The organism is Achromobacter ruhlandii, from assembly GCF_902859695.1.
In the GTDB taxonomy this organism is placed as follows: Bacteria; Pseudomonadota; Gammaproteobacteria; order Burkholderiales; family Burkholderiaceae_B; genus Achromobacter; species Achromobacter ruhlandii.
The window spans coordinates 1-24331 of the sequence record NZ_CADIJL010000013.1 but is presented as its reverse complement, the minus strand read 5'-3'; the positions used below and the strand labels follow the sequence as shown (position 1 = coordinate 24331).

Below are 24331 nucleotides of genomic sequence, written 5' to 3'. Positions count from 1 at the left end.
AGCCCGTTCCATGCGCCAAGCCATCCAGCGCCTGCCCAGCAGCCTGCCCTTCCCCTTCTCGCGGGCCGTGAAGGCCGGCGGCTTCCTGTTCCTGTCGGGGCAGGTGCCGATGAGCGCCGCCGGCGAGGTGGTGCGCGGCGATATCCAGACCCAGACCCGCGCGGCCTGCGAGCGCATTGTCGAAAGCCTGGCGGCCGGCGGCGCGCGGCTGGACCAGGTGGTCAAGGCCACCGTGTGGCTGTCGGACATGAGCCATTTCGCCGGTTTCAACGAGGTCTACAAGGAATTCTTCGGCGCGGCGCTGCCGGTGCGCTCGACGGTGGCGTCGGCGCTGGCGCTGAACGTCGACGTGGAAATCGAAGTGCAGGCGTATATCGGGCAGGACCCAAGCGGGCAGGACCCAAGCGGGCAGGACTGAAGTTCGACACGGCGGCAAGAACGGACAACCCTAAAGCACGGAGCGATCGCATGAAGATTTTTTCCGGGTCCCTGGCGACCGAGACCAATACCTTCTCCCCCATTCCGACCGGCCTGTCGGCCTATCGGTCGCGCGGCTACTACCCGGCCGGCCAGCACCCGGACCGCATGCAGATGTTCTCCGGCCCCCTGTGGGCCGCGCGCCAGCGCGCCCAGGGCAAGGACTGGACGCTGATCGAAGGCATGACGGCGGGCGCGACGCCGGCCGGCCTGACCACCCGCCACGCCTACGAGACCCTGCGCGACGAACTGCTGGAGGACCTGCGCCGCGCCGGCAAGGTCGACATCGCGCTGTTCGGCCTGCACGGCGCCATGGTGGCCGATGGCTATGACGATTGCGAAGGCGACCTGCTGCGGCGGGCGCGCGAGATCGTCGGCCCGGACACGGTGATCGGCGCCGAGCTGGATCCGCACTGCCACCTGACCGACGCCATGGTGAACAGCGCCGATTTCCTGGTGTGCTTCAAGGAATACCCGCACACCGACATCCTGGACCGCGCCTACGACCTGGTCGACCTGTGCGTGGCGCGCGCCGAGGGCCGCATCAAGCCGACGCGCGCGGTCTTCGACTGCGAAATGATCTCCATCATGCACACCAGCCGCGAGCCGATGCGCGGTTTCGTCGACCGCCTGCTGGCGATGGAAGGCAAGGAAGGCGTGCTGTCGGTGTCGATCGCGCACGGATTCCCGTGGGGCGATACGCCCGACATGGGCTCCAAGGTGCTGGTCTACACCGATGGCGACGCCGGCCAGGCCGAGCGGCTGGCGCGCGCGCTGGGCGAGGAGATCATCGCTTTTCGCGACCAGCTGGCGCCGCCCTACCCAGGCGCCGACGAGGCGCTGGACCAGGCGCTGGCGCTGGCCGATTTCCCCGTGGTGCTGGCCGACTCGGCCGACAACGCCGGCGGCGGCGCGCCCAGCGATGCCACCTTCATCCTGGAACGCGTGCTGGCGCGCGGCATCCAGGACGTGGCGACCGGCCCGTTCTGGGACCCGGTGGCCGTGCAGCTCTGTTTCGAGGCCGGCCAGGGCGCGCAGATCAAGCTGCGCATCGGCGGCAAGGTGGCGCCGGTGTCGGGCCAGCCGCTGGACCTGGCCTGTGAGATCGTCGCGCTCAAGCGCGACGCCATCATGACCGGGCTGGCCGGCACGCCCGCGTTGCTCGGCGACGTGGCCGTGGTGCGCAGCCAGGGCGTGACCATCGTCATGACCACCAACCGCACCCAGGCCATGGACACCGACCTGTTCACGCAGTTCGGCGTCGATCTGGGCGCGATGAAGCTGGTCATCCCGAAATCGTCGCAGCACTTCTACGCCTCGTACTCCAAGCTCGGCCGCCACGTCATCTACGTCGAGACGCCCGGCGCCATCACGCAGGACTACAACGCGCTGCCGTTCACCAAACGCAAGTTGCCGAAATGGCCCTTCAAGGGCTGATATCCAACCATTGCCCACGCAGGCAACCGGACAACACAAGGGGATGACCATGATGAAAAGATTCAGCCTGCTGGGCGCCGCCGCCCTGCTGGCCTGCGGGCTGGCCGCGGGCCAGCCGGCCCAGGCCCAGGCCAAGACGCTGCGGATGGTGCCGCACGCGGACCTGAAGACGCTGGACCCGCTGTTCAACACCGCCTATATCACCCGCAACCACGGCTACATGGTGTTCGACACGCTGTTCGCGCAGGACAGCCAGGGCCAGCCCAAGCCGCAGATGGTGGAAAGCTGGACCGCCTCGCCCGACGGCAAGGCCTGGACCTTCAAGCTGCGCCCGGGGCTGAAGTTCAACGACGGCACCCCGGTGACCGCCGAGGACTGCATCGCCTCGCTGCAGCGCTGGGCCAAGAAGGACACGATGGGCCAGGCGCTGATGGCCGCCGGCGCCGAACTGGCCGCTACCGGCCCCGACAGCTTCTCGCTGACGCTCAAACAGCCGTTCGGCCTGGTGCTGGACGCGCTCGCCAAGCCGTCGGGCATGCCGCCGTTCATCATGCCCAAGCGCCTGGCGCAGACCGACGCCAACACCCCCGTCACGGAAATGGTCGGCTCCGGCCCGTTCCTGTTCAAGCGCGATGAGTGGGTGCCGGGCAACAAGGTGGTGTACGTCAAGAACCCGGCCTACGTGCCGCGCAACGAACCGGCCGACGGCCTGGCCGGCGGCAAGGTCGCCAAGGTCGACCGGGTCGAATGGATCTACATTCCCGACGGCAATACCGCCACGGCCGCGCTGATGAACGGCGAGGTCGACATGATCGAGCAGACCACGCCGGACTTCCTGCCGGTGCTGGAAAGCAACCCGGACATCAAGCTGAACACCTCGGTCGCCACCCAGGGCATGGCCATCGTCAACGCGCTGCATCCGCCGTTCGACAAGCCGCAGGCGCGCCAGGCGCTGTACTACCTGTTCAGCCAGAAGGAAATGCTGGCGGCCATCGGCTATCCGGAGAAGTACCGCGTCGACTACTGCGCCACGCTGTACATCTGCGGCTCGCCGCTGGCCACCGACGCCGGCGCGGCGCCCTACGCCAAGCCCGACCTGGCGCGCGCCAAGCAACTGCTGCAGGAGGCCGGCTACCAGGGCGAGAAGATCGTGGTGCTCTACCCCACCGACCACATCAGCGCGCCCGCCGTCATGGTGCTGACGCAGAACATGAAGAAGGCCGGCCTCAAGGTCGACCTGCAATCCATGGACTGGGCCTCGCTGGCGGCGCGCCGCCTGAAGAAGGATCCGCCCGAGCAAGGCGGCTGGAGCCTGTTCGTGACCTGGGGCGGCTACTACGACGCCAGCACGCCGCTGACCAACCCCTGGCTGTCGGCCGCCTGCGGCAACAGCCTGCCGGGCTGGCCCTGCGACAAGGAGCTGGACGCGCTGCGCACCCAGTGGATCCAGGAACCCGACGCCGCCAGGCGCAAGGACATCGCGGCGCAGTTGCAGGCCCGCGCCTACCAGACGGTGCCGTACGTCATGTGGGGCGAATTCAAGCCGGTGTCGGCGATCCGCGGGCTGTCGCACACGGAGCTGATGAAGACCGGCATCCCCGTGATGTGGAACGTGGAAAAACCATAACGCGGCGCGGGACCGCGCGTGATCGCCACGCGCGCCCCGCCTCTGCACAATCAGGCCGCCGCCCAGCGCCCCGTGCGCGCCGCGCCAGGCTAGGGGGAAACCCAGCGTGAAATACATCCTGCGCCGCATCGCGGCCGTCATTCCCGTCATGGCCGTGGTCGCGGTCGTGGTGTTCATGTTGATCCACCTGTCGCCGGGCGACCCGGCGGCGGTGATCGCGGGCGACAACGCCACCACCGAGGACGTCGAGAAGATTCGCCAGAACCTGGGCCTGGACAAGCCGCTGCTGACGCAGTTCGGCATCTGGGTCGGGCATCTGGCCACCGGCGACCTGGGCACCTCGATCGCCACCCAGATGCCGGTGGCGCAACTGATCGGCCAGCGCATGGGGCCGACCCTGTCGATCGCCATCTTCACCATGCTGTTCGCGGTGCTGGTCGCCGTGCCGCTGGGCGTGCTGGCGGCCTGGAACGCCGGCCGCTTGCTGGACCGGCTGGTGATGATCGGCGCGGTCTGTGCCTTCTCGGTGCCGGTGTTCCTGATCGGCTACAGCCTGGTGTACGGCTTTTCCATCAAGCTGGGCTGGCTGCCGGTGCAAGGCTACAAGCCGCTGGCCGACGGCCTGGCGCCCTACCTGCGGCACCTGGTGCTGCCCTGTCTATCGCTGGGGCTGGTGTACATGGCCCTGCTGACCCGCATGACCCGCGCCACCATGCTGGAGGCGCTGTCGGAAGACTACATCCGCACCGCGCGCGCCAAGGGTCTGGCGGCCGGCCCGATCGTCTGGCACGCGCTCAAGAACGCGGCGAACCCCATCGTCACCACCATCGGCGTCGGCGTGGCGCTGCTGATCGGCGGCGTGGTGGTCACGGAAACCGTGTTCGCCATTCCCGGCCTGGGCCGCCTGACCATCGACGCCGTGCTGCGCCACGACTACCCCGTGATCCAGGGCGTGCTGCTGGTCGCCTCGGGCATCTACGTGCTGATCAACCTGCTGGTCGACCTGAGCTACCGCCTGTTCGACCCGCGCATCCGCTATTGAAGAGGGGCGATCCATGACCACCACCACCCTGCCCCTGGCCGCGGCGCGCCCGCGCTGGCGCCGCGCCGCCCGCTCGCTGCGCCGCCACCCGATGCTGTACGTCGGCTGCGCCATCCTGCTGGCGCTCGCGCTGATCGCGCTGGCGGCGCCCTGGCTGACCGCGGTCGATCCACTGGACATCAACCCGATGGCGCGCATGAAGCCGCCGTCGGCCGAACACTTTTTCGGCACCGACGCGCTGGGCCGCGATGTCTATGCCCGCACCCTGTGGGGCGCGCGCGTCTCGCTGCTGGTCGGCGTCGTGGTCGCGCTGGTGTCGACCGCGGGCGGCGTCCTGCTGGGCATGCTGGCCGGCTACTTTCGCCGCCTGGATGCCGTGATCATGCGCATCATGGACGGCCTGATGGCGATTCCGGGCGTGCTGCTGGCGATCGCGCTGATGGCCACGCTCAAGGGCGGCCTGGGCACCGTGATCGTGGCCATCGTGGTGCCGGAGGTGCCGCGCGTGGTGCGGCTGGTGCGCGCCCTGGTGCTGACCATCCGCGAGCAGCCCTATATCGAGGCGGCGGTGGCCGCCGGCACGCGCGTGCCGGCCATCCTGCTGCGCCACATCCTGCCCAACCTGTTCGCGCCGCTGATGGTGCAGGCCACCTTCATCGCGGCCTCGGCCATCCTGACCGAGGCGGTGCTGAGCTTCCTGGGCGTGGGCATCCCGCCGCAGATCCCGAGCTGGGGCAACATCATGGCCGAGGGCCGCAACTTCGTCGCGGTGGCGTTCCACATCATCCTGTATCCGGGCCTGTTCCTGGGCGTGGCCGTGCTGGCCGTTAATCTGGTAGGCGACGGGCTGCGCGACATGCTCGATCCGCGCCTGGCGAAAAAGCTGTAGGAGCGCGCATGCCATCCCAACCTGTCCTGCAAGTGAATGACCTGACCACCTGTTTCGACGGCGACGAGACCACGGTGCTGGCCGTGGACGGCCTGTCGTTCGACCTGATGCCGGGCGAGACCCTCGGCCTGGTGGGCGAATCCGGCTGCGGCAAGAGCGTCACGTCGCTGTCCATCATGCGGCTGCTGCGCACGCCCGGGCGCGTGGCGCGCGGCAGCGTCGAATTCGACGGCCGCGACCTGCTGGCCCTGCCCGAGAAAGCGATGCGGGCGGTGCGCGGCAACCAGCTGTCAATGATCTTCCAGGAGCCGATGACCTCGCTCAATCCGGTCTTCACGATCGGCCGCCAGATCAGCGAGCCGCTGATGCTGCATCAGGGCCTGTCGCGGCGCGAGGCGATGAAGCAGGCCGAGGCGCTGCTGGAGCTGGTGCAGATCTCCGATCCGGCGCGGCGCGTGCGCGAATACCCCTATCAACTGTCCGGCGGCATGCGCCAGCGCGCGATGATCGCCATGGCGCTGGCCTGCCAGCCCAAGGTGCTGATCGCCGACGAGCCGACCACCGCGCTGGACGTCACCATCCAGGCGCAGATCCTGCACCTGCTGCGCGACATCCAGGCGCGGCTGGGCACGGCCATCGTGCTGATCACCCACGACCTGGGCGTGGTGGCGCAGATGTGCCAGCGCGTCATCGTCATGTACGCCGGCCGCAAGGTCGAGGAAGGCAGCGTCGACGACGTGCTGGACCGCGCCGCCCATCCCTATACCCAGGCGCTGATCCGTTCGCTGCCCGACTTCGTCGACGGCCAGGACCACAGCGCCCGCCTGGCCGAGCTGCCCGGCATCGTGCCGGTGGTGACGCCCGAATCGCGCGGCTGCGCCTTTGCCGCGCGCTGTCCCCAGGCCCTGCCGCGCTGCGCCGACGAGACGCCGCCCGAGGTCGCCAGCGGCGACCGCCACCGCGTCTGGTGCTGGGCGCGCCAGGCCGCGCCGGCCGCCATGATGGAGCAAGACCCGCGATGAACCTGCACGACGCCCCCTTTCCCGCCGCCGTCGCCACGGCGTCCGCTACCCCCATGCTGCAAGTGACCGATCTGAAGAAGCACTTCCCGCTGGAGGGCGGCAAGGTGCTGCGCGCCGTGGACGGCGTGTCGCTGTCGGTGGCGCGCGGCCAGACCCTGAGCCTGGTGGGCGAGTCCGGCTGCGGCAAGTCGACCACCGGCAAGTGCCTGATCCGCCTGACCGATCCCACCGCGGGCCGCATCCTGCTCGAAGGCGCCGACCTGGCCGCGATGAACAGCGGCCAGCTGCGCGCCATGCGGCGGCGCATGCAGTTCATCTTCCAGGACCCGTTTTCGTCGATGAACCCGCGCATGCGGGTGCGCGACATCATCGGCGAGCCGCTGCGCAACTTCGGCTACGGCCGCGAGGCCATCCGCGAACGGGTGGCGCAGTTGCTGGCCCGCGTCAGCCTGCGTCCGGACGCCGCCGACCGCTACCCGCACGAGTTCTCCGGCGGCCAGCGCCAGCGCATCGTCATCGCCCGCGCCCTGGCGCCGGAACCGGGCCTGATCGTCTGCGACGAACCGGTCTCGGCGCTGGACGTGTCGGTGCAGGCGCAGGTCATCAACCTGCTGATGGACCTGCAGCGCGATCTCGGCCTGACCTATGTGTTCATCTCGCACGACCTGAGCGTGGTGCGGCACATCAGCCACCAGGTGGCGGTGATGTACCTGGGCCGGATCGTCGAAGCCGGCTCGCGCGATGCGGTGTTCAACCGGCCGGCCCACCCCTACACCCGCGCCCTGCTGGCCGCGGTGCCCTCGGCCCGGCGTGGCGAGCGCGCGCCCGTGGCGGTGCTCAAGGGCGAGATTCCCAGCCCGCTGGCGCCGCCGTCCGGTTGCGCCTTCCGCACCCGTTGTCCGCTGGCCCAGGCGCGCTGCGCCCAGGAAACCCCCATTGCGCGTCCCATCGGCGACGGCCAGACGGTCGCCTGTCATTTCGCCTCGTAGCCGGAGCTTGCCATGTCTCAAACCGATTCCCAGCCTTTCGACCTGCTGCTCGCCGGCGGCCTCGTCATCGACGGCAGCAACGCCCCCGGCCGGCGCGCCGACGTCGGCGTGCGCGGCGATCGCATCGCCGCCATCGGCGACCTGTCCGGCGCCGCCGCCCGCGACCGTATCGATGTGTCCGGCCTGGTGGTGGCGCCCGGATTCATCGACTCGCATACCCACGACGACAACTACCTGCTGCGGCGCCGCGACATGACGCCCAAGATCTCGCAGGGCGTGACCACCGTGGTCACGGGCAACTGCGGCATCAGCCTGGCGCCGCTGGCGCACGCCAACCCGCCGGCGCCGCTGGACCTGCTGGACGAAGGCGGGTCATACCATTTCAAGCGCTTCGCCGACTACCTGGACGCCCTGCGCGCCACGCCGGCGGCGGTCAACGCCGCCTGCATGGTGGGCCATTCGACGCTGCGCGCCGCGGTCATGCCCGACCTGCAGCGCGAAGCCACCGACGACGAAATCGCCGCCATGCGCGCGCTGGCCGAGGAAGCCATGGCCAGCGGCGCCATCGGCATTTCGACCGGCGCCTTCTACCCGCCCGCGGCGCGCGCCACCACCGAAGAGATCATCGAGGTCTGCCGCCCCCTGAGCACGCACGGCGGCATCTACGCCACCCACATGCGCGACGAAGGCGAACACATCGTGGCGGCGCTGGAGGAAACCTTCCGCATCGGCCGCGAGCTGGACGTGCCGGTGGTGATCTCGCACCACAAGGTCATGGGCCAGCCCAATTTCGGCCGCTCGCGCGAGACGCTGCCGCTGATCGAGGCGGCCATGGCGCGCCAGGACGTGTCGCTGGATGCCTATCCCTACGTGGCCGGCTCCACCATGCTCAAGCAGGACCGCGTGCTGCTGGCCGGGCGCACCATCATCACCTGGTGCAAGCCCTTCCCCGAACTGAGCGGGCGCGACCTGGACGAGGTCGCGGCCGAGCGCGGCAAGTCCAAGTACGACGTGGTGCCCGAACTGCAGCCGGCCGGGGCCATCTACTTCATGATGGACGAGCCCGACGTGCAGCGCATCCTGGCGTTCGGCCCCACCATGATCGGCTCGGACGGCCTGCCGCACGACGAGCGTCCGCACCCGCGGCTGTGGGGCACCTTCCCGCGGGTGCTGGGCCACTATGCGCGCGACCTGGGCCTGTTCCCGCTGGAGACGGCGGTGTGGAAGATGACGGGCCTGACCGCCGCGCGGTTCGGCCTGGCCGGACGCGGGCAGGTGCAGGCGGGCTACTTCGCCGACCTGGTGGTGTTCGACCCGGCCACGGTGGCCGATACCGCCACCTTCGAACGTCCCACCGAGCGCGCCGCCGGCATCCATTCCGTGTACGTCAACGGCGCGCCGGTCTGGCGCGAACAGGCCTTCACCGGCCGGCACGCCGGCCGGGTGCTGGCGCGCACGGCCGCCTGAGCCGCGCCAACCCTTACAATCCGGCGTGAACGGGCGGGTTCCGCCCTACTTCGCCAACCCTGGACGCAGACCGCTACATGGCCCCTCCACCCGCTCGCAGCACCGCCCCACCCGACATCGTGGGCAAGGAAGTCATGGGCGCCCGCCTGCGCGCCGAGCGCAAGGCGCGCAAGATGACGCTGCAGGCGCTATCGCAGGCCAGCGGCATCGCGGTATCGACGCTGTCCAAGGCCGAGCTGGGCCAGATCGCACTGAGCTACGAGAAATTCGCCGCGCTGGCGCGCGCGCTGGGCATCGACATGACGCGCATGTTCATGCTGGGCGACGCGGCCCAGGCCGAGGTGGCGCCCACCTACGTCAAGAACAAGCTCAGCGACGCGCGCGACTACGCCACCGACAACTACCACTACCGCTTGCTGATGGGCGAGTATCCGGGCAAGAAGATGATGCCCATGCTGGCGCTGATCGATTCGCGCAAGGTGGTCGAGTTCGAGGACTACATCCGCCATCCGGGCCAGGAATTCGCGCTGGTGCTGTCGGGCAAGGTGCGCATCCAGTTCGAGAACGGCGACAGCGTGGTGCTGAACCGCCTGGAATCGGCCTATTTCGACAGCGGCATCGGCCATGTCTACCTGTCGCTGAGCAAGAAGCCGGCCGAAGTGCTGGCGGTCTGCAGCGACCTGGACGAAGTGCCGTCGCGCCTCAAGCCGGCGCCGCGCAAGCCCTGAGGACGGCGCCCGCCGCCCCGCCTCGCGCACGTTGTACTGCCGCCGATCCGGCGCGGCCCGCCCCTGGCCGCGCGCCGCGATTCCCGGCTACGGGAAATCCCGTAGAAACTTTCCCTCCCCGCGCCGGGTCACTCATTATTCAGCTTATTGTCAGATAGCGACGCCCGGCACCGGGCATCGCTATCCGCTGCGGATCCGGCGAGCCGCGGGCCTGGAAACCAGCCGCGCGGGTTGACGCGGCCCCGGCGCGCCGGGGCTTCTCGACGCCCTCGCGCCGGGCGCCATCGCGGCTGGGCGCCGTACGTCCGTGCGGCGCCGACCTATCGGGAGAATTCCATGTCGTCTCTGCCCCGCCGTCCCCTGCGTGCCAGCCCCAGCAGCGCCGGCGCGCCGGGCGGCGTGGGCACCGGCGCCCTGGGCCCGCCGGGCCTGTCGGTGATGGATGCCACGGTGGTGCTGGTGGGAGTGGTGATCGGCATCGGTATCTTCGGCTTTCCGCCGCTGGTGGCGCAGCATGCCGCGTCGGAGGCCATGTATCTGGCGTACTGGTGCGCCGGCGGGCTGGTGATGCTGGTGGGCGCGCTGTGCTACGCCGAGCTGGGCGCGGCCTACCCTGGCGCCGGCGGGGAATATCTGTACCTGTCGCGCGCCTGGGGGCCACGCGTGGGGCTGCTGTTCGCCTGGGCCCGCTGCACTGTGATCCAGACCGGCGCGATCGCGGTGGTGGCCTTCATCTATGGCGATTATGCGCAGCAGTTGCTGCCGCTGGGCGAGTACGGCGCCACCGCGCACGCGGCGTTGTCGGTGGCCGGCCTGACCGCCCTGAACGTGGCCGGCACCCGCCACTCCAAGCGCCTGCAATGGCTGTTCACGATCCTGACCCTGGCGGCGCTGGCGGCGGTGCTGACCGCCGCCCTGTTCACCTCGACCCCGCTGGCGCCGGCGCCCGCGCCGCTGGATGGCAACGCCGCCGGCCTGATGGGCATGGGCATGGTGTTCGTGCTACTGACCTACGGCGGCTGGAACGAAGCCGCCTACCTGAGCGGCGAACTGCGCCATCCCGGCCGCAACATGGCGCGGGTGCTGCTGATCGGCACGGCGGTGGTCACCGGCGCCTACCTGCTGACCAACCTGGCGCTGCTGGAACTGTTCGGGCTGCAGGGCCTGCGCGACACGCCGGCCCTGGGCGCGGCGGTGATGCAACTGGCCGCCGGTCCCTATGCCGCCGCGCTGCTCAGCCTGGTGATCTGCGCCACGGCGCTGAGCACCATCAACGGCACCATCATCACCGGCGCGCGCGTCTACTACGCGCTGGGTCGCGACCTGCCGCGGCTGCGGGCGCTGGCTGGCTGGAGCGCGCGCAACGAGACCCCGGTCAGCGCCCTGCTGGCGCAAGGCGCGATCACGCTGGCGCTGCTGGCGGTGGGCGCCTTCAGCCATAACAGCGTGCAGGCCATGGTGGCCTACACCGCGCCGGTGTTCTGGCTGTTCATGCTGCTGGTGGCGGCCTCGGTATGGCGCCTGCGCCGCCTTGATCCGGCGCGGCCGCGGCCGTTCCGGGTGCCGCTGTATCCCCTGACCCCGGCGCTGTTGGCGCTGGCCTGCGCCGGCCTGGTGTATTCGAGCGCGGTGTATGCCGGGGCCGGCGCCCTGATCGGCCTGGCGGTGCTGGCGGTCGGCGTGCCGATGCTGCGCCTGCTCAAGCCGGCCGGGGCGTCGCCGGCCACGCCGCCGGGCTGAACGCCGCGCCCTCTTTTTCGTCCGCCTCAAGGAGTCTTCCTCATGCAACGTGTCCTATCGTCCGTTTCGTTCGCCCGCCGCCGGGCCGCCCTGGGATCGGCGCTGGCGCTGGCCCTGTCCCTGTCGCTGCTGGCCGAGGCGCGCGCCGCCGGCGCCACTCCCGAGGCCGCCGCCAAGACCGGCGCCAAGACCGACGCATACGTGCCCGATGTCGGCCAGGATGGCAAGGACGTCATCTGGGTGCCGACCCCACAGGCCCTGGTCGACAAGATGCTCGACATGGCCAAGGTCACGCCGCGTGACCGGCTGATGGACCTGGGTTCGGGCGACGGCCGCACCGTCATCACCGCCGCCCAGCGCGGCCTGCAAGCCAAGGGCATCGAATACAACCCCGACCTGGTGGCCCTGTCGCGCGGCAACGCGGCCAAGGCGGGCGTGGCCAGCCGCGCCACGTTCGAGGTGGCGGACCTGTTCGAGACCGACCTGTCGCAGGCGGACGTGATCACCATGTTCCTGCTGTCGACCATCAACGAAAAACTGCGGCCCCGGCTCCTGGAACTGGCGCCTGGCACCCGCATCGTCTCCAACACTTTCCGCATGGGCGACTGGGAGCCGGACGCCTCCGAGACCGTGACCGAGGCCTGCCAGACCTATTGCAACGCCCTGTTGTGGATCGTGCCGGCCAAGGTCGGCGGGCGGTGGGACCTGGACGGCCGCACCCTGCGGCTGGAGCAGCACTACCAGATGCTGACCGGCAAGCTGGGCGGCAGCGAGATCTCGCAGGCGCGCATGGACGGCCGCACCATTTCGTTCACGGTCGACGGCGTGCGCTACACCGGCGAAGTCAATGGCGCCACCATCCGCGGCAGCGCCGCCGGCAAGGGGGAATGGTCGGCGCGGCGACTCTAGCGCGCCGCGTCCCGGATGACCCGGTGCACGAATTGCAGCTTGCCGACCACCGCGCCCGGCAACACGAATGGGTAGAAATCCTGCTGGCCCATGCTGCGCGACAGCTCGTTGAGCACGCCCGTCAGCGCCACCCAGGCGTTGACCAGGTCGAGAAAGCCCTGCCCTTCGGGATCGTCCGGGTCGTACAGCGACGCGCGGGTGAAGGGCTCATAGGCCTGTTCCACGGCCACGCGGCTGACGCCGAAGCTGATGGCGGTGTCGAGCGTGTCCATCATGTGCAGGTAGTGGGCCCAGGTCTCGGCCCAGTCCTCCCAGGAATGGCAGGAGGCATAGGTGCTGATGAAGCGCTGCGCCCAGTCGGCCGGCGGCCCCGCTTCGTAGTTGCGCCGCAGCGCCTGCGCGTAGTCGGCGCGCTCATCGCCGAACACGGCGCGGAACGGCGCCAGCCAGGGGCCGCCCGCCACCAGCTGGTCCCAGTAGAAATGGCCGATCTCGTGGCGGAAATGCCCCAGCAGCGTGCGATAGGGTTCATGCATCGCTTCGCGCACCTGCACCCGATAGGCATCGTCGGCCTCGCGGATGTTCAGAGTGATCAGGCCGTGGTTGTGCCCGGTCAGCGGCGGCGTGCCGTCGGCCGCCGGCGCCAGCAGGTCGAACGCCAGGCCGCCGTCGCCGGGCGCCTGCGAACGCCGAATCGGCAGGCCGAGGGTCAGCAACTGGGCGATCATCTGGCGCTTGGCGGCTTCGACCTTGAACCACAGCCTGCCGTTCTCGGCCACCGACAGGTCCGGAATGGTGCGGTTCAGGCCGCAGGCCAGGCACAGCGAGTTGGCGGCCGCGGCCGGCAGCAGCCAGTTGCAGGCCGCCGGGCTGGCGAAGTTGGCGCAGCGCTTGAACGTCCGGCCGCGCGCGCGGCCGGCTTCGAGCCAGGTGTCCGCGGCCTTGCCCGGATCCAGCGCCAGGACGTGGCCACGCCTGGGATCGAAGCCCAGTTGGCGGCGGCAGTTCAGGCATTCGGTGTTGTTGAAGAAGATGCGCTGGCCGCAGACGCACTGGAACGCCTTGGCGCGCGCATGGCGTTGGGCGGCGCGCGCGCGCTGCGGGGATTTGAGCTGGCGGCCCAGGGCCTGGAAGAAATCGTTCATGGGTCGGGTTCCCGGATGGCGGCGGCGCGCGGGGCCTAGACCGCCACCGCCTGCTCCAGCCGCAGGCCGCGCCGCTGCGTGTCCAGCGTCACCGTCGCGCCCAGCGGCAGCGTCAGGTTGGGATCGCCGTGGCCGCTGGGCCAGGCCGCCAGCACGGGGATGCCGCGTCCGCCGAACTGCTCCTGCAGCAGCGCAAACAGCTGGCTCTGTCCCAGCGCATCGCCCATCGGCAGGCCCAGCCGGGTGAAATTTCCCGCCAGCACGCCCCTGATGCGGTCGAATTTGCCCGCCGCGCGCAGTTGCCACAGCAGGCGGTCGATGCGCGGCAGCGCCTCGTTGACGTCCTCGATGAACAGGATCGCGTCGCGCGTGGCGATTTCGTGGCGCGAACCGATCATGGCGGCGATCAGCGCCAGGTTGCCGCCCACCAGCCGGCCGCTGGCGCTGCCCGGGGCCAACACCACCGGGTTGGAGTCGGGCGGCGCGTCGATCCACGCGCCCTGCCCGATCTGGCCGCCCACCATGGCCAGCACATGGCTGGCGGTGGGCTCCTGTTTGCCGGCCAGCAGGTCCTGCGCCAGCATCGGTCCGTGGAACGTGACGAAGCCCGCGTGGCGCTGGATCGCCAGGTGCAGCGCGGTGATGTCGCTGTAGCCGATGAACGGCTTGGGATGCTGGCGCAGCAGGTTGAAATCGAGCCGGTCGGCCAGCCGCCAGGAGCCGAAACCACCCTGCAGGCACCAGACCGCGTCGATCGCGGGATCGCTGAAGGCTGCGTGCAGATCGTTCAGGCGCGCGCTGTCGTCGCCGGCCAGGTAGTCGAATGGCGCATCGGCGCGCGTCAATGCGGCGGGCATGATGCGTGGGTCGTAGCCGCGCGCCTGCAGCCATTCGGCCGCGTCGAAGGCGGCGCCATCGGCGGCCGAGGCCGGCGCGACGATGGCGACGCGGCCGCCCGGGCGCAAGGCGGGAACGGCCATGTCGCGGCGCGGCGCCACGGCGGCATTGCCGCCAGGGGCCTCCTGGCTATCGCGAGGCGCGGCCACCCGGCCCGCGCAGCCCGCCAGCGCCAGGCTGGACAGCCCCAATGCGCCCGCCGCTCGCAGCAGGCCGCGCCGCGTGGGATCGATCGGTGCAACAGACTTGCGAGGCGGCATTGCCATTCCCTATTTCTGGTTATTGCTATTTATCAAACACTTATAGCTAATTAATGAGAATTCACTTTAGAAAGGATTCCGAGGGTTTGGAGCGCTCAGCGTTCCCTTATCCTTTCCTAGAATTCACTTCCTTTCCTAGAATTCACTTTAAGTGCGCCCTGTCATCCCCGAATTCACTTTAAGTTATTCCAGAATTCACTTTAAGTCTTCAGAAGCGCTCGTAGTCGAGCCGGTAGCGCCACTGCCCCGCCGCCAGGCCGGCCATGGGCAGCCGGCCGATGCGGATGCGGCGCAACGCCAGCAATTGCAGGCCAGCCGCATCGCAGGCGTATTCGATGAAACCCAGCGCGGGCGTCTTGAGCGCAAAGCGCAGGTGGGTTTCGTTCTGCCAGCTGACCTTCATGGGCGTGGCCGGCCGGCCTTCGTAGGCCAGGCCGCGTTGCAGCCGCGCCAGGCCGGCAGCATCCAGCGTGCCGCGCACCTGCGCGATGTATTCCTGTTCGACGTGCGGGCCCTCTTGCACCAGCTTGCGCGTGACCGCGTATTCCTGCGTGTAGACCACCAGTCCGCTGGCCGCGCGCTCCAGCGGCGTGGCCAGCTTCAGACCGTTGAACATGCGCTTGAGGTAGCGCTGGCCGGAACGGTCGCCCGGCATCAGGTTCTCGGGCACCACCAGCGCCAGGGCCGAGTGCGCCGGATCTGAGGCCGACAGGCCCGCCGGCTTGTGCACCAGCACGGTCACGGGCCGCATTTCCTCCAGGCGCGCGCCTGGCAGCAGGGTCACGGCCTGGTCGGGCCCGACGCGAAAGCCCGGTTCTTCGACGACCTTGCCATCCACGGCGACCCAGCCCCCCTCGATGTAGCGTTCGGCGTCGCCGCGGGAGCAGGATTGTTCGGCGGCCAACCGCTTGGCCAGGCGCACGCTATCGCTCATGGCCGCACCGCCGGCGCGCGCAGGACGGGGAAATGGCGGGGCTGGGCAATCGGCGGGAACATCGTCATCTCGGATACGGCGTGAAAGGCGAAAAAAGACCGGCCCCGCGCGGCGCCCGGGGCGCAGGCATGGGGCCTGGAGCGAGATGTTACGCCGTTTCCGACGGCCTTGCGGCGGCCCGCGACCGATCGCGTGGGCGGTTCACGGATCGGTGGATTGCGTGGCGGCGGCCGGCGCGTCGATTGCGGGCGGCGGGACTTCGTCGACCCAGGCCTTGAGCAGCGTGGACGTCACCGCCAGGATCACCGGGCCGATGAACAGGCCGACGATGCCGAAGGCGAGCATGCCCCCCAGCACCCCGGCCAGGATCAGCAGCATGGACAGGTTCACGCCGCGCTTGATCAGCATCGGCCGCAGCAGGTTATCCAGCATGGTGACCAGCACCGCCCACACCAGCAGCAGGATCGCCGTCACCTTCATGTCGTTCTGGAACAGCCAGATCACCCCGCCGAGCAGCGGCAGGAACGGCCCCAGCTGCGCCAGGCACAGCATCAGCATCAGGGCGGTGATGACCCCGGCCGCCGGCACGCCGGCGATCCACAGGCCCAGGCCGCCCAGCGCCGACTGCACCACCGCCGTGACCACGATGCCCAGCGCCACCGCGCGGATCGACAGGCCCGCCAGGCGGATCGCCGCCACGCCGCGGTGCCCGGCCAGCCGATTGGCAAAGCGCTGCACGAAATCGGCGGCCACGTCGCCCTGACTGTAGAGGATGCCGGCGATCACGATCGTGATCAGCATGTGCATCACGAACACCCCGACAATGGCGGCATTGCTCAGCAGCCATTTGGCGGCCATGGTGACGTACGGCTCGAGCCGCGCCAAGAGGCCGCCGGCCCCGGCATCGGCCAGCGCCTGCCATTCCCGCGCGATGCGCTCGCCGCCCAGCGGAATGCCGCGCACCCAGCCCGGCGGCGCCATCAGGGCATAGTCCGGCAGGCCCTTGATGGCGGCCATGATGGCGCCGCCATGCAGCGCCAGCGTCGAGATCGCCTGATACAGCGGCAGCACGATCACCACCAGCAGCACAATCAGCATGGCCCCCGTGGCCAGCCAGCGGCGGCCGCCGCAGCGACGCTGCACCGCCCGCATCACGGGCCAGGTCGCCACCACGATGGTGGTGGCCCAGATCAGGCCGAACAGGAATGGTTTGAGGACGTACAGGCTGCCGATCATCAGCGCCGACAGGATGACGATGACGAGCAGATTGCGGGCGAGGTCCGCGGGCGGGCGTGGGATCGGATTCAAGCGAGGCTCCAGGCGGCGGATTGGCCGTGTACGAATTTATCCGAACTTCGCCGGCCGTGGCGCGCCGCCGCGCCTCAGGCGCCGTTGCCGGGCGTGTCCTCGCCCGCGGCGGCGCGCGGGTCGACGCGCGCCGCGATCAGGTGGCGGGTCAGTTCCAGTAACTGTGCATCGCGGGCTTGCTGCTGCGCCAGCAATTCGGCCTGCCGCGTTTCGGCGGCCGCCAGGCGCTGGGCCAGATCCTGCTCGCGGCGGCGGGAAGCCTGCAGCGCTTCTTGCGCCGTGGCCAGTTCGGCCTGGCGCCGCCCCTGCTCCGCCTGGGCCTCGGCCTGCATCGCGCGCGCCTGCGCGGCGGCCTCGGTTTCGGCGGCGCGCAGGCGCTCGGCGGCCTGCGCCAGGGCCTGGCGCGACTGTTCGGCCTGCTGTTGCTGGGCAGCCTGCAATTCGTCCAGGCGCGCCTGCAGGCGCTTGGCGCTGCCGCGTTCGGCGTCCAGCTCGTTGAGCCAGCGGCGTTCGTGGGCGGCATGGCGCGCGTGCGCCGCGGCCAGGGCCTCGGCCTGCTCCTGGCGGCCGCGCTCGGCATCGGCCACCTGGGCCAGCAAGGCGGCGCGGGCATCGGCCAGTTGCTGCTGGCCCAAGGCCAAGGCGTCGTCGCGCTGGCGCAACTGGCCTTCGGCCGCCCGCAGCCGGGACTCGGTGGCGGCCAATTGCCCGGTCACGACCTTAAGGCCTTCTTCCAGGTCGCGTTCGCGGCTGGCAAGCACGGCCTCGCGCTGCCGCAGCTGCTCGGCCTGCGCGGCCAGGCGATCGCCCTCCTGGCGCAGTTCGTCCCAGCGTTCGCGGAGGGCGTCGGCCTGGTCGGCCCGGGCGGCGGCCAGGGCGGTTTCCCAGAAATGGGCGGCGGCCTGGGCGATGGGCTCGGGTACCGCCGCGGGCGCGGCGAACGCGCCGGGATCCTGGATGCGGGCGCCAAGGGCGCGGAACCAGGTTTCCAGGTGCGGGCTGACGGTATTGGGCGAGCCGCGTCCGATCTTCTGGCGCACCCGCTCGATGGTGGGCCGGGCGCCCTCCAGCAGCAAGGCATCGGCGGCGCGCCATACATCCTGTTCGTTGATTCCCGCGGCCATGGCTGGATTTCCCGGTTCGATAGTGTTGAATTACTCACGATAATGGAATCTTATCGTGATTAAATTGCGGTAAACGTTTTATATCATACATCATATGTAGGATTTCATATCTTTCAAGACGAAGCTCGTCTTTCCTGGCTCGAAACAGGCAGGTGCTAACATCGACGGCAGTCATGGGCCACCACGCCCGACCACGGTCACCGGTTCGTATGAAGGGGAAAACCGCCAATGAAGCGCCTCGTGTTGGTCATCATGCTGTCAGCGTCCGCCATCGCACAGGCCCAGGAACCCAGGACGTGGCACTTCACTGGCGCCGAACTGGCCACGGCGCTTGCCGGGCGGATGCCTTCTGAAGTGCGCGATGCCTCGCTCGGCCGACAGTTCTCGGCCTCGTATGCGCAGGCCTACATCCTGGGGGTCGCCGACCAGACCCAGGGCACGCTCTGGTGTACCCGCAGCGGCGTCCTGCCCCATGAACTGAAGGACCGCGTCTACACCTACCTGTCCGAGTTGCCCGCCAGCCGTCTCGCCGAGAATGCCGCGCCGCTGGTGAGCGAGGCGCTGCGCCGGTCGTTTGCCTGCCGCTAGCGGCTCCCCTCACCGCTCGCCCGCCGTTGAATCGATCCGGGGCGCGCATTCCGCACACCACGGTGCCTGAATCCATGCCGGTCGCCCTGGCGGCCAAAGGAGTGTTGCGATGAATACCGAGCAGCTTCCCGCGGACTATGCGCCGCATGCCGTAGCCGGGCTGCCGTTGCTGTACGGGCCGCGCCAGGGCTGGTGCGTGTGGATGACGGCATTGCCCTTGCCGGAAACAGCGCGTTTTCGCGACGCCAGCGCTCTGCCCCCGTCGAAAGGCTATGCGCGCGACGACCGGTTGGCGGCGCCGGGCGAGGTGCTGGCGTGCTTCGAGAACGACGATGGTTCCTGCGACGCGCCGGCAACGCCGATGATCGAGGCGGCCCTTTGGCTGCTGGCTCACGACGCGGCGTTCTATCGCACCGTGCGGGACACCCTGCTGGCCGACTTGCCGCGCCTGCGGGCCGAACAGGAAGGCATCGCACTGCCCGATGACGCCTTCCTGCTGCCGCGGCAATGGGACGAAGGAAGCATGCACAAGTTGCTGCGGCTCAATACCGTCACGTTCCACCCCGTCGCTGGCGCGGCCTACATCGGACTGGATTTCGGCTGTGCCTGGGACGCCGAACATGGTTATGGAATGATGATGGCCGGCACCGAAGTCGTCGAAACGGGCGGCGCCGATGTGGGCGGGTTGTCGTGGATCGCCGCGCGCCATGCCGCCGCCCGTCAGACAGGGCAATGAGGTCCCGGCCAGGCGCTTCTCTCTCTTGGGCTCCCGGCGCCCGTCCCGCACACGGCGCCACCATCACGGATTGCCAATGCGAATTCACGTTGCACTGCTAGTACTGGCACTGACCCTTCCGCCTGCCCTGGCCGGCGCACAGGACCCGCGCGAAGACCCATTCGCGCAGGGATACGCGCAATACCAGGCCGGCAATTACGCCGGCGCGCTCGAACATTGGCGCGCGCTGGCCGAAGCCGGCCATGCCAAGGCCCAGTATGGGCTGGGGCTGATGTATGCGCACGGGCAAGGCGTCAAGCAGGACGATGCGCTCGCGGTGAAGTGGCTGCGACGAGCCGCCGAGCAGGCGGTGGCCGGGGCCCAGTTCAATCTGGCGGTGATGTATGCCAATGGTCGCGGCGTGCCGCAGGATTACGCGCTGGCCGCGCAATGGTGCGGCCAGGCCGCCGCGCAGGGCGACGCCCAGGCGCAGGCCATGCTTGGCCAGCTCTACCATCGCGGCCAGGGTGTGGTCCGCAACGACGCGCAGGCGCTGCAATGGTGGCGCAAGGCGGCCGACCAGGGCCTGGCCGAAGCCCGGTTCCTGCTGGGCGACTACTATTTCGATGACCGCGCCGGCGCGCGCGACGACGCCCAGGCCGAGCACTGGTTCGCCCTGGCCGCCGCGCAGGGCCATGCCGAGGCGCAGAACAATCTGGGCACGCTGTATGCGGACGGGCGCGCAGCCAAGGGACGGGATGTCGGCGAGGCGGTCCAGTGGTTTCGCCGGGCCGCCGACCAGGGATTGGCGAAGGCGCAGAACAATCTCGGGGCGATGTACGCCACCGCCAGCGGCGTGCCCCGCGACGATGCGCTTGCCGCGCAGTGGTGGCGCAAGGCCGCCGACCAGGGCAATGCCTCGGCGCAGGATCGGCTGGGCGGGGCCTATCTCGCCGGACGAGGCGTGCCGGAAGACGCGGCCGAGGCCGCGCGATGGCTGCGCAAGGCCGCCGATCAGGGGTACCCGCCGGCGCAGGACGCATTGGGCCTGCTCTATTTCCAGGGGCGCGGCGTGGCGCGCGATCAGGCGCAGGCCCTGCATTGGTTCCGCCAGGCCGCCGAGCAAGGCCTGGCCTCCGCGCAGCTGCATCTCGGACAGCAATACGACGCCGGGCGCGGCGTGCCGCAGGATCTCGCGCTGGCCCGGCAGTGGTACGCCAAGGCGGCCGACCAGGGCCACGCGTCGGCGCAGTTCAACCTGGCGGTGATGTATGCCAACGGCGACGGCACGGCCCGGGACGAAGCGCAGGCGATGCGCCTGATGCGCCAGGCCGCCGCGCAGGGGCATCGCGAGGCGCTGTTCAGCCTTGGGGTGATGTACGCCGAAGGACGTGGCACCGCCCGCAAGCTGCCGGTCGCTTTCGCATTGGTCGACGCCGTTCCTTCGCCGGACGCGTCAACCGCTGAATACCGCGACACGCTCCTGGCGCACATGACGCCGGTCCAGCGCGACCAGGCGCGCCAGCTCGCGGGTGAGCTGCGCGCCAGCGGCGTCAATGAAGAGACGATCCTGCGCATCGCGGAACGTTGAGCGCGGGGGCGGAAAAATCGAAGGAACGGGCGCCCCGTCCATCAGGCAACGCATCAACGCCAGCCGTCGGCGTCGCGCGACCGCGACGCCGATGATCGGCGGCCGTCCTGCGGCGGCGGTCAGAAGCGCCAGGCGACACTCAGGCTGCCTGCGTTCTGGCGGTTGCCGTCGCCAAACTGGCCGTCATAGGCCACCCCGACGGTGGTCGAGGCCGTCACCCGCATGTCGATCCCCAGGCCGATGACGGCCGCGTCGCGCGCCAGGGGCGTGCCGGCCACCGTGAAAGGCGCGCTGCCGTTGAACGTCAAGGTAGTGCTGGGATCGAGATCGCCGAAAGCGTGGCGCCAGCCCGCCATGGCGTGCACGCGCCCAGGCCTGCCGGCGGATTCGAAGCGCGCCTCGCCACGCAGGCCCAGCGTGGTCGTGGTGACGGCGTTGCGCTTGCTGTCGCCGTCCAGCGCCGCCGAACCGCCGGATTCCGAGAAACCGCGCGTGCGCAGGTCGCTGAAATCGACGCCGGCGAACGGCTGCAGCGCGACGCGGTCGTTCAGGGCGAGCCGGTAGCCCAGCTCGGTGAAAACCTGCGCGGTGCCGGCGTGATAGCTGGCCTTCAAGGTCTGGTTCAGTCCGGCCGCGCCGGTGTCGCGGCGCGTATCGATGGCGTGCCAGGTGTAGGCCAGGCCCGCGGTCCATTCGATCTGGCCCGCGCCCGCCTGGAAGGCCTTGCCGCCGTAGATCGTGGCGCTGTAGCTGTCGATGTCGGCGGTCGAGGCGCGGTCGCGCAGCGAGGCATGGCTGCCGGTATAGCCGAGGGCGCCGCCAAGGCGCCAGCCGCCGCGCAACGCACTGTCGCCACCAACGAACAGGCCGCCGTCGGAATTGCGTACCCGGGCGGCGTTGCCGTCGTCACGCAGGCTGCGCCAATTGCCGAATGCCTGGGCCCAGAGCGGTTGGGCCGCCGAGCGCGGCAAGGCAGCGCCGTCCCTCGTGGCGCCGGCGCTGTCGCGCTGCGCGGTGGACGCGCCGGGTGTCTGGCCGGCATACAGATTGGCGCGCAGATGATCCACGGGAAGGCTGGCCACGGTGTCGGCGACGCCCCGCAGCACGGCGGTGGCGCTGGCATGCATTTCGCCCGACAAGGCGTCGAAGGCGGCCGGCGGCGCGCCCGAGGGCAGATTGAGCACGCGGGCGTAGACCGGGTTGTCTTGCGGCAGGGTTTGCACGGCGTTGGCCGCCGCGCGCTGGTTGCGGGTGAACGCGGCGTCGGCGAAGCGGATCGGGCGCGTGCCGCCGCCGTTGTTTCCGTTACCACCATTGCCGCCGTTCTCGCCGTTGCCCGAGCCGGGGTCGCCAGGCACCTGCTTGAGCGGCATCCGCAGCGTGACGGCATTGGCGTCGTAGCTCAATTGCGGATCGAGGAAGGCGTAGTTGCTGGCGACACTGCCGAAGCGGCCGGTCACGCCGCCGGCCGCGGTCACGATGACGTAGTCGCGCGCCGTGCTGAAATTTCCATCCGGCCCGATGTGGACGACCGATCCGCCCAGCGTGGCGGTGCCGCCGACGACGATGCGGTCGCTGGCCGTCGAGCCGGGATCGACCTCGACCTGATACACCGAACCGGGCGCAAGCGTGAGATTGCCCGACACGTTGAGGGTGCCGATGGAGTTGCCCGGCGCGATGACGCCGCCGGACGCGACGATGACGCCGCCAATCGTCCCCTGTCCGCCAAGGCTGGCGCCGTTGGCCACGGTGACGGCCGCCGGCAGGACCGCCGCCGCATGGGTCGCATCGCCCACCACCAGCTTGCCTGCCCGCAGATCAAGCGCGCCAGCGTAGGTACTGACGCCATTCAATGTCAACGTGGCCGCGCCCGTCTTGACGAGCGCGCCGTTGCCGCCCAGCGCGCCCTGCAGCGTCAATGGTTGCAGCGTTTCCAGCGTCCCGCCGCCGGCGCGCACCTGCAGCGGGCGCGCGGCAACGATCGGCGCGGTGTTGCGCAATGTGCCGCCGTCCAGGGCCAGGGAACCGGCCGGGTCGCCAAGCGCGTCATCCGACGCGATGGCCAGCGTGCCGCCAAGCAGCGTCCATGACATGAGGCCGGTGGCGGCGCCTGTCAGCGTCCAGAGGCTGGCGCCGGACTTCTCCAGGCTGGCGAAGCCTTGATACTGCGCGCCGCTGCCCACCGCGCCGAGCTGGCCGACATTGAAGGTTGTGCTGGCATCGGTCGTATCGCCGCCCAGCGCCAACACGTCGCCGTTGGCGCCGGCGCCGCTGGTCGTGACGACGTTGCCGACGATGGCGGACCCGGCCGTCAGCGTCAGGCGGTTGCCGCCGCCACTGAGCTGCACGGCATTGGCCCGCGCGCTGAAGCTGCCTGAGCCGCCGACCAGCGTGCCGCTGTTGATGATCTGGACGCCGCCTTGCGCCACGACCGCCGCGCCGCCGCTCGCGGCTAGAAAGCTGGAGGACGATCCGGCGCTGCCGCCCTGGATCATGCCGGCGTTCACCAGCGACCCGCCGGTGTTGATGAAACGCACCCCCGCCCCGCCCTCGCCGCCCGCGGCCGAGGCGCCGAACGAGTTGCCGCCCGCGCCGCCCGAGATGAGCCCGCCCGCCGCGTTGTCGATGGTGGTGCCGTTGGCGACGATGCCATCGCCGCCCATGCCGCCATTGGCGCCTGCGCCGGCCGATGCGCCCCTTATGGTCGCGGAATTCATGATCGTTCCGCGATTGGCGAGCACGCCGGCGCCGCCGTTGCCGCCGCGGTTGCCCGCGCCGTTGTTGGCGGTGCCGCCGGCGCCGCCCTGCACGGTGCCGGCATTGTTGGACAGGGTTCCGTCGTCCACCAGGAATAGTCCCGCGCCGCCCGAGCCGCCGCTCGCGCCGACCCCGACGTTAGTATTGCCGCCCGCTCCGCCCAGGATGTCGCCGCCGTTGTTTTGGATGGCGCCGCCCGAAAGCAGCACGAGGCCGGCGCCACCGCCGCCGCCGCCACCGCCCGCGAGGGTTCCGGCGGCGCCGTTGCCCCCGCGCACCTGATTGCCCGCTGTGTCCAGCGTCGCGCCAGGCGCGGTCAGGACGAGCCCGCCCTGCCCGCCACCGCCGCCGCCGCCGCCAGCGTTGAAGCCTTGCTCCTCGCCTGCCTCGCCTGCCTCGCCAGACACACTGCTGGACAATACCGTGCTGGCACTGCCATTCAGATTGCCACCAAGGTTCGGCGTACGGCTGTTCCCTCCCCGACCACCCGGGCCGCCCACGGACGCGGCGCCGCCGCCGCCGCTCCCGCCCGAAGTCAGGTCGTTACCGTACAAGAAGCCCCCTATTCCGCCGGCGGCGGAGCCGGAGTTGCCGCCATTGGCGCCCGCGCCGGCAGCAGTCGACGGCGTCGCGCCGGCGCCGCCACCGCCGCCATCGACGGGCGTGGTCGGCAGGACGCCGCCCT

The 24331-nt window shown here is 70.0% G+C and carries 20 protein-coding genes; 14 read left to right on the top strand and 6 right to left on the bottom strand.

Going from position 1 to position 24331, the window contains the following annotated elements; all coding sequences use genetic code 11:
• The first annotated feature begins 10 nt into the window (after positions 1-10).
• The 11 genes from HV742_RS17055 to HV742_RS17005 all read left to right on the top strand — a co-directional run bounded on the left by HV742_RS17055 (position 11) and on the right by HV742_RS17005 (position 12327).
• A complete protein-coding gene (locus HV742_RS17055; protein WP_175145942.1) occupies positions 11-418 on the top strand; it encodes a RidA family protein in 408 nt (135 codons plus the stop codon).
• 50 nt (positions 419-468) lie between these two features.
• Entirely contained in the window at positions 469-1914 is a 1446-nt protein-coding gene (locus tag HV742_RS17050) for a M81 family metallopeptidase (RefSeq protein WP_049073668.1), read from the top strand.
• A gap of 49 nt (positions 1915-1963) precedes the next feature.
• Positions 1964-3541 carry an ABC transporter substrate-binding protein gene (locus HV742_RS17045; protein WP_175145941.1) on the top strand — a complete coding sequence of 526 codons (1578 nt, stop codon included), beginning with the start codon at positions 1964-1966 and terminating at the stop codon, positions 3539-3541.
• A gap of 106 nt (positions 3542-3647) precedes the next feature.
• Positions 3648-4583, top strand: a complete 936-nt coding sequence (locus tag HV742_RS17040) for an ABC transporter permease (RefSeq protein ID WP_049073665.1) — start codon at positions 3648-3650, stop codon at positions 4581-4583.
• A 13-nt stretch (positions 4584-4596) separates the two neighbouring features.
• Complete coding sequence (locus HV742_RS17035; protein WP_049073663.1) at positions 4597-5472, top strand: ABC transporter permease; 876 nt, start codon at positions 4597-4599, stop codon at positions 5470-5472.
• 8 nt (positions 5473-5480) lie between these two features.
• Positions 5481-6494, top strand: a complete 1014-nt coding sequence (locus HV742_RS17030) for an ABC transporter ATP-binding protein (protein WP_068950875.1) — start codon at positions 5481-5483, stop codon at positions 6492-6494.
• Complete coding sequence (locus tag HV742_RS17025) at positions 6491-7483, top strand: ABC transporter ATP-binding protein (protein WP_175145940.1); 993 nt, start codon at positions 6491-6493, stop codon at positions 7481-7483. Before HV742_RS17030 ends, HV742_RS17025 begins: the two co-directional genes overlap by 4 nt.
• A gap of 12 nt (positions 7484-7495) precedes the next feature.
• A complete protein-coding gene (locus tag HV742_RS17020) occupies positions 7496-8950 on the top strand; it encodes an N-acyl-D-amino-acid deacylase family protein (protein WP_049073656.1) in 1455 nt (484 codons plus the stop codon).
• Between the two features lie 77 nt (positions 8951-9027).
• Positions 9028-9678 carry a helix-turn-helix domain-containing protein gene (locus HV742_RS17015; protein WP_059270556.1) on the top strand — a complete coding sequence of 217 codons (651 nt, stop codon included), beginning with the start codon at positions 9028-9030 and terminating at the stop codon, positions 9676-9678.
• Positions 9679-10116: 438 nt separating this feature from the next.
• Positions 10117-11418 carry an APC family permease gene (locus HV742_RS17010; RefSeq protein WP_049077801.1) on the top strand — a complete coding sequence of 434 codons (1302 nt, stop codon included), beginning with the start codon at positions 10117-10119 and terminating at the stop codon, positions 11416-11418.
• Positions 11419-11460: 42 nt separating this feature from the next.
• Positions 11461-12327: an SAM-dependent methyltransferase gene (locus tag HV742_RS17005; protein WP_175145939.1), complete on the top strand. Its 867-nt coding sequence runs from the start codon at positions 11461-11463 to the stop codon at positions 12325-12327.
• Here HV742_RS17005 and HV742_RS17000 read toward each other — a convergent pair.
• The 5 genes from HV742_RS17000 to HV742_RS16980 all read right to left on the bottom strand — a co-directional run bounded on the left by HV742_RS17000 (position 12324) and on the right by HV742_RS16980 (position 17995).
• The gene (locus HV742_RS17000) at positions 12324-13472 is read right to left on the bottom strand and encodes a zinc-binding metallopeptidase family protein (RefSeq protein ID WP_175145938.1); all 1149 of its coding nucleotides are present in this window, start codon (positions 13470-13472) and stop codon (positions 12324-12326) included. The two genes, HV742_RS17005 and HV742_RS17000, sit on opposite strands and share 4 nt — an antisense overlap.
• Before the next feature lie 35 nt (positions 13473-13507).
• Positions 13508-14452, bottom strand: coding sequence for a S66 peptidase family protein (locus HV742_RS16995; RefSeq protein WP_175146015.1), 945 nt, complete (start codon positions 14450-14452; stop codon positions 13508-13510).
• Positions 14453-14837: 385 nt separating this feature from the next.
• The gene (locus tag HV742_RS16990; protein ID WP_100504706.1) at positions 14838-15563 is read right to left on the bottom strand and encodes an RNA pseudouridine synthase; all 726 of its coding nucleotides are present in this window, start codon (positions 15561-15563) and stop codon (positions 14838-14840) included.
• A gap of 201 nt (positions 15564-15764) precedes the next feature.
• Entirely contained in the window at positions 15765-16871 is a 1107-nt protein-coding gene (gene ydiK, locus HV742_RS16985; protein WP_049073647.1) for an AI-2E family transporter YdiK, read from the bottom strand.
• Between the two features lie 74 nt (positions 16872-16945).
• Positions 16946-17995, bottom strand: a complete 1050-nt coding sequence (locus tag HV742_RS16980; protein WP_175145937.1) for a DNA-binding protein — start codon at positions 17993-17995, stop codon at positions 16946-16948.
• Between the two features lie 228 nt (positions 17996-18223).
• Here HV742_RS16980 and HV742_RS16975 point away from each other — a divergent pair, with 228 nt between their 5' ends.
• From HV742_RS16975 to HV742_RS16965, 3 genes are all read left to right on the top strand, one after another.
• Positions 18224-18583, top strand: a complete 360-nt coding sequence (locus tag HV742_RS16975) for a Rap1a/Tai family immunity protein (RefSeq protein WP_175145936.1) — start codon at positions 18224-18226, stop codon at positions 18581-18583.
• A gap of 109 nt (positions 18584-18692) precedes the next feature.
• On the top strand, positions 18693-19319 hold the full coding sequence (locus HV742_RS16970) for a DUF6985 domain-containing protein (RefSeq protein ID WP_049073641.1): 627 nt from the start codon (positions 18693-18695) through the stop codon (positions 19317-19319).
• Between the two features lie 76 nt (positions 19320-19395).
• Entirely contained in the window at positions 19396-20889 is a 1494-nt protein-coding gene (locus HV742_RS16965; protein ID WP_175145935.1) for an SEL1-like repeat protein, read from the top strand.
• 119 nt (positions 20890-21008) lie between these two features.
• Here HV742_RS16965 and HV742_RS16960 read toward each other — a convergent pair.
• On the bottom strand, positions 21009-24331 hold a 3323-nt coding region (locus HV742_RS16960), incomplete at its 5' end, for an autotransporter family protein (RefSeq protein ID WP_217482407.1).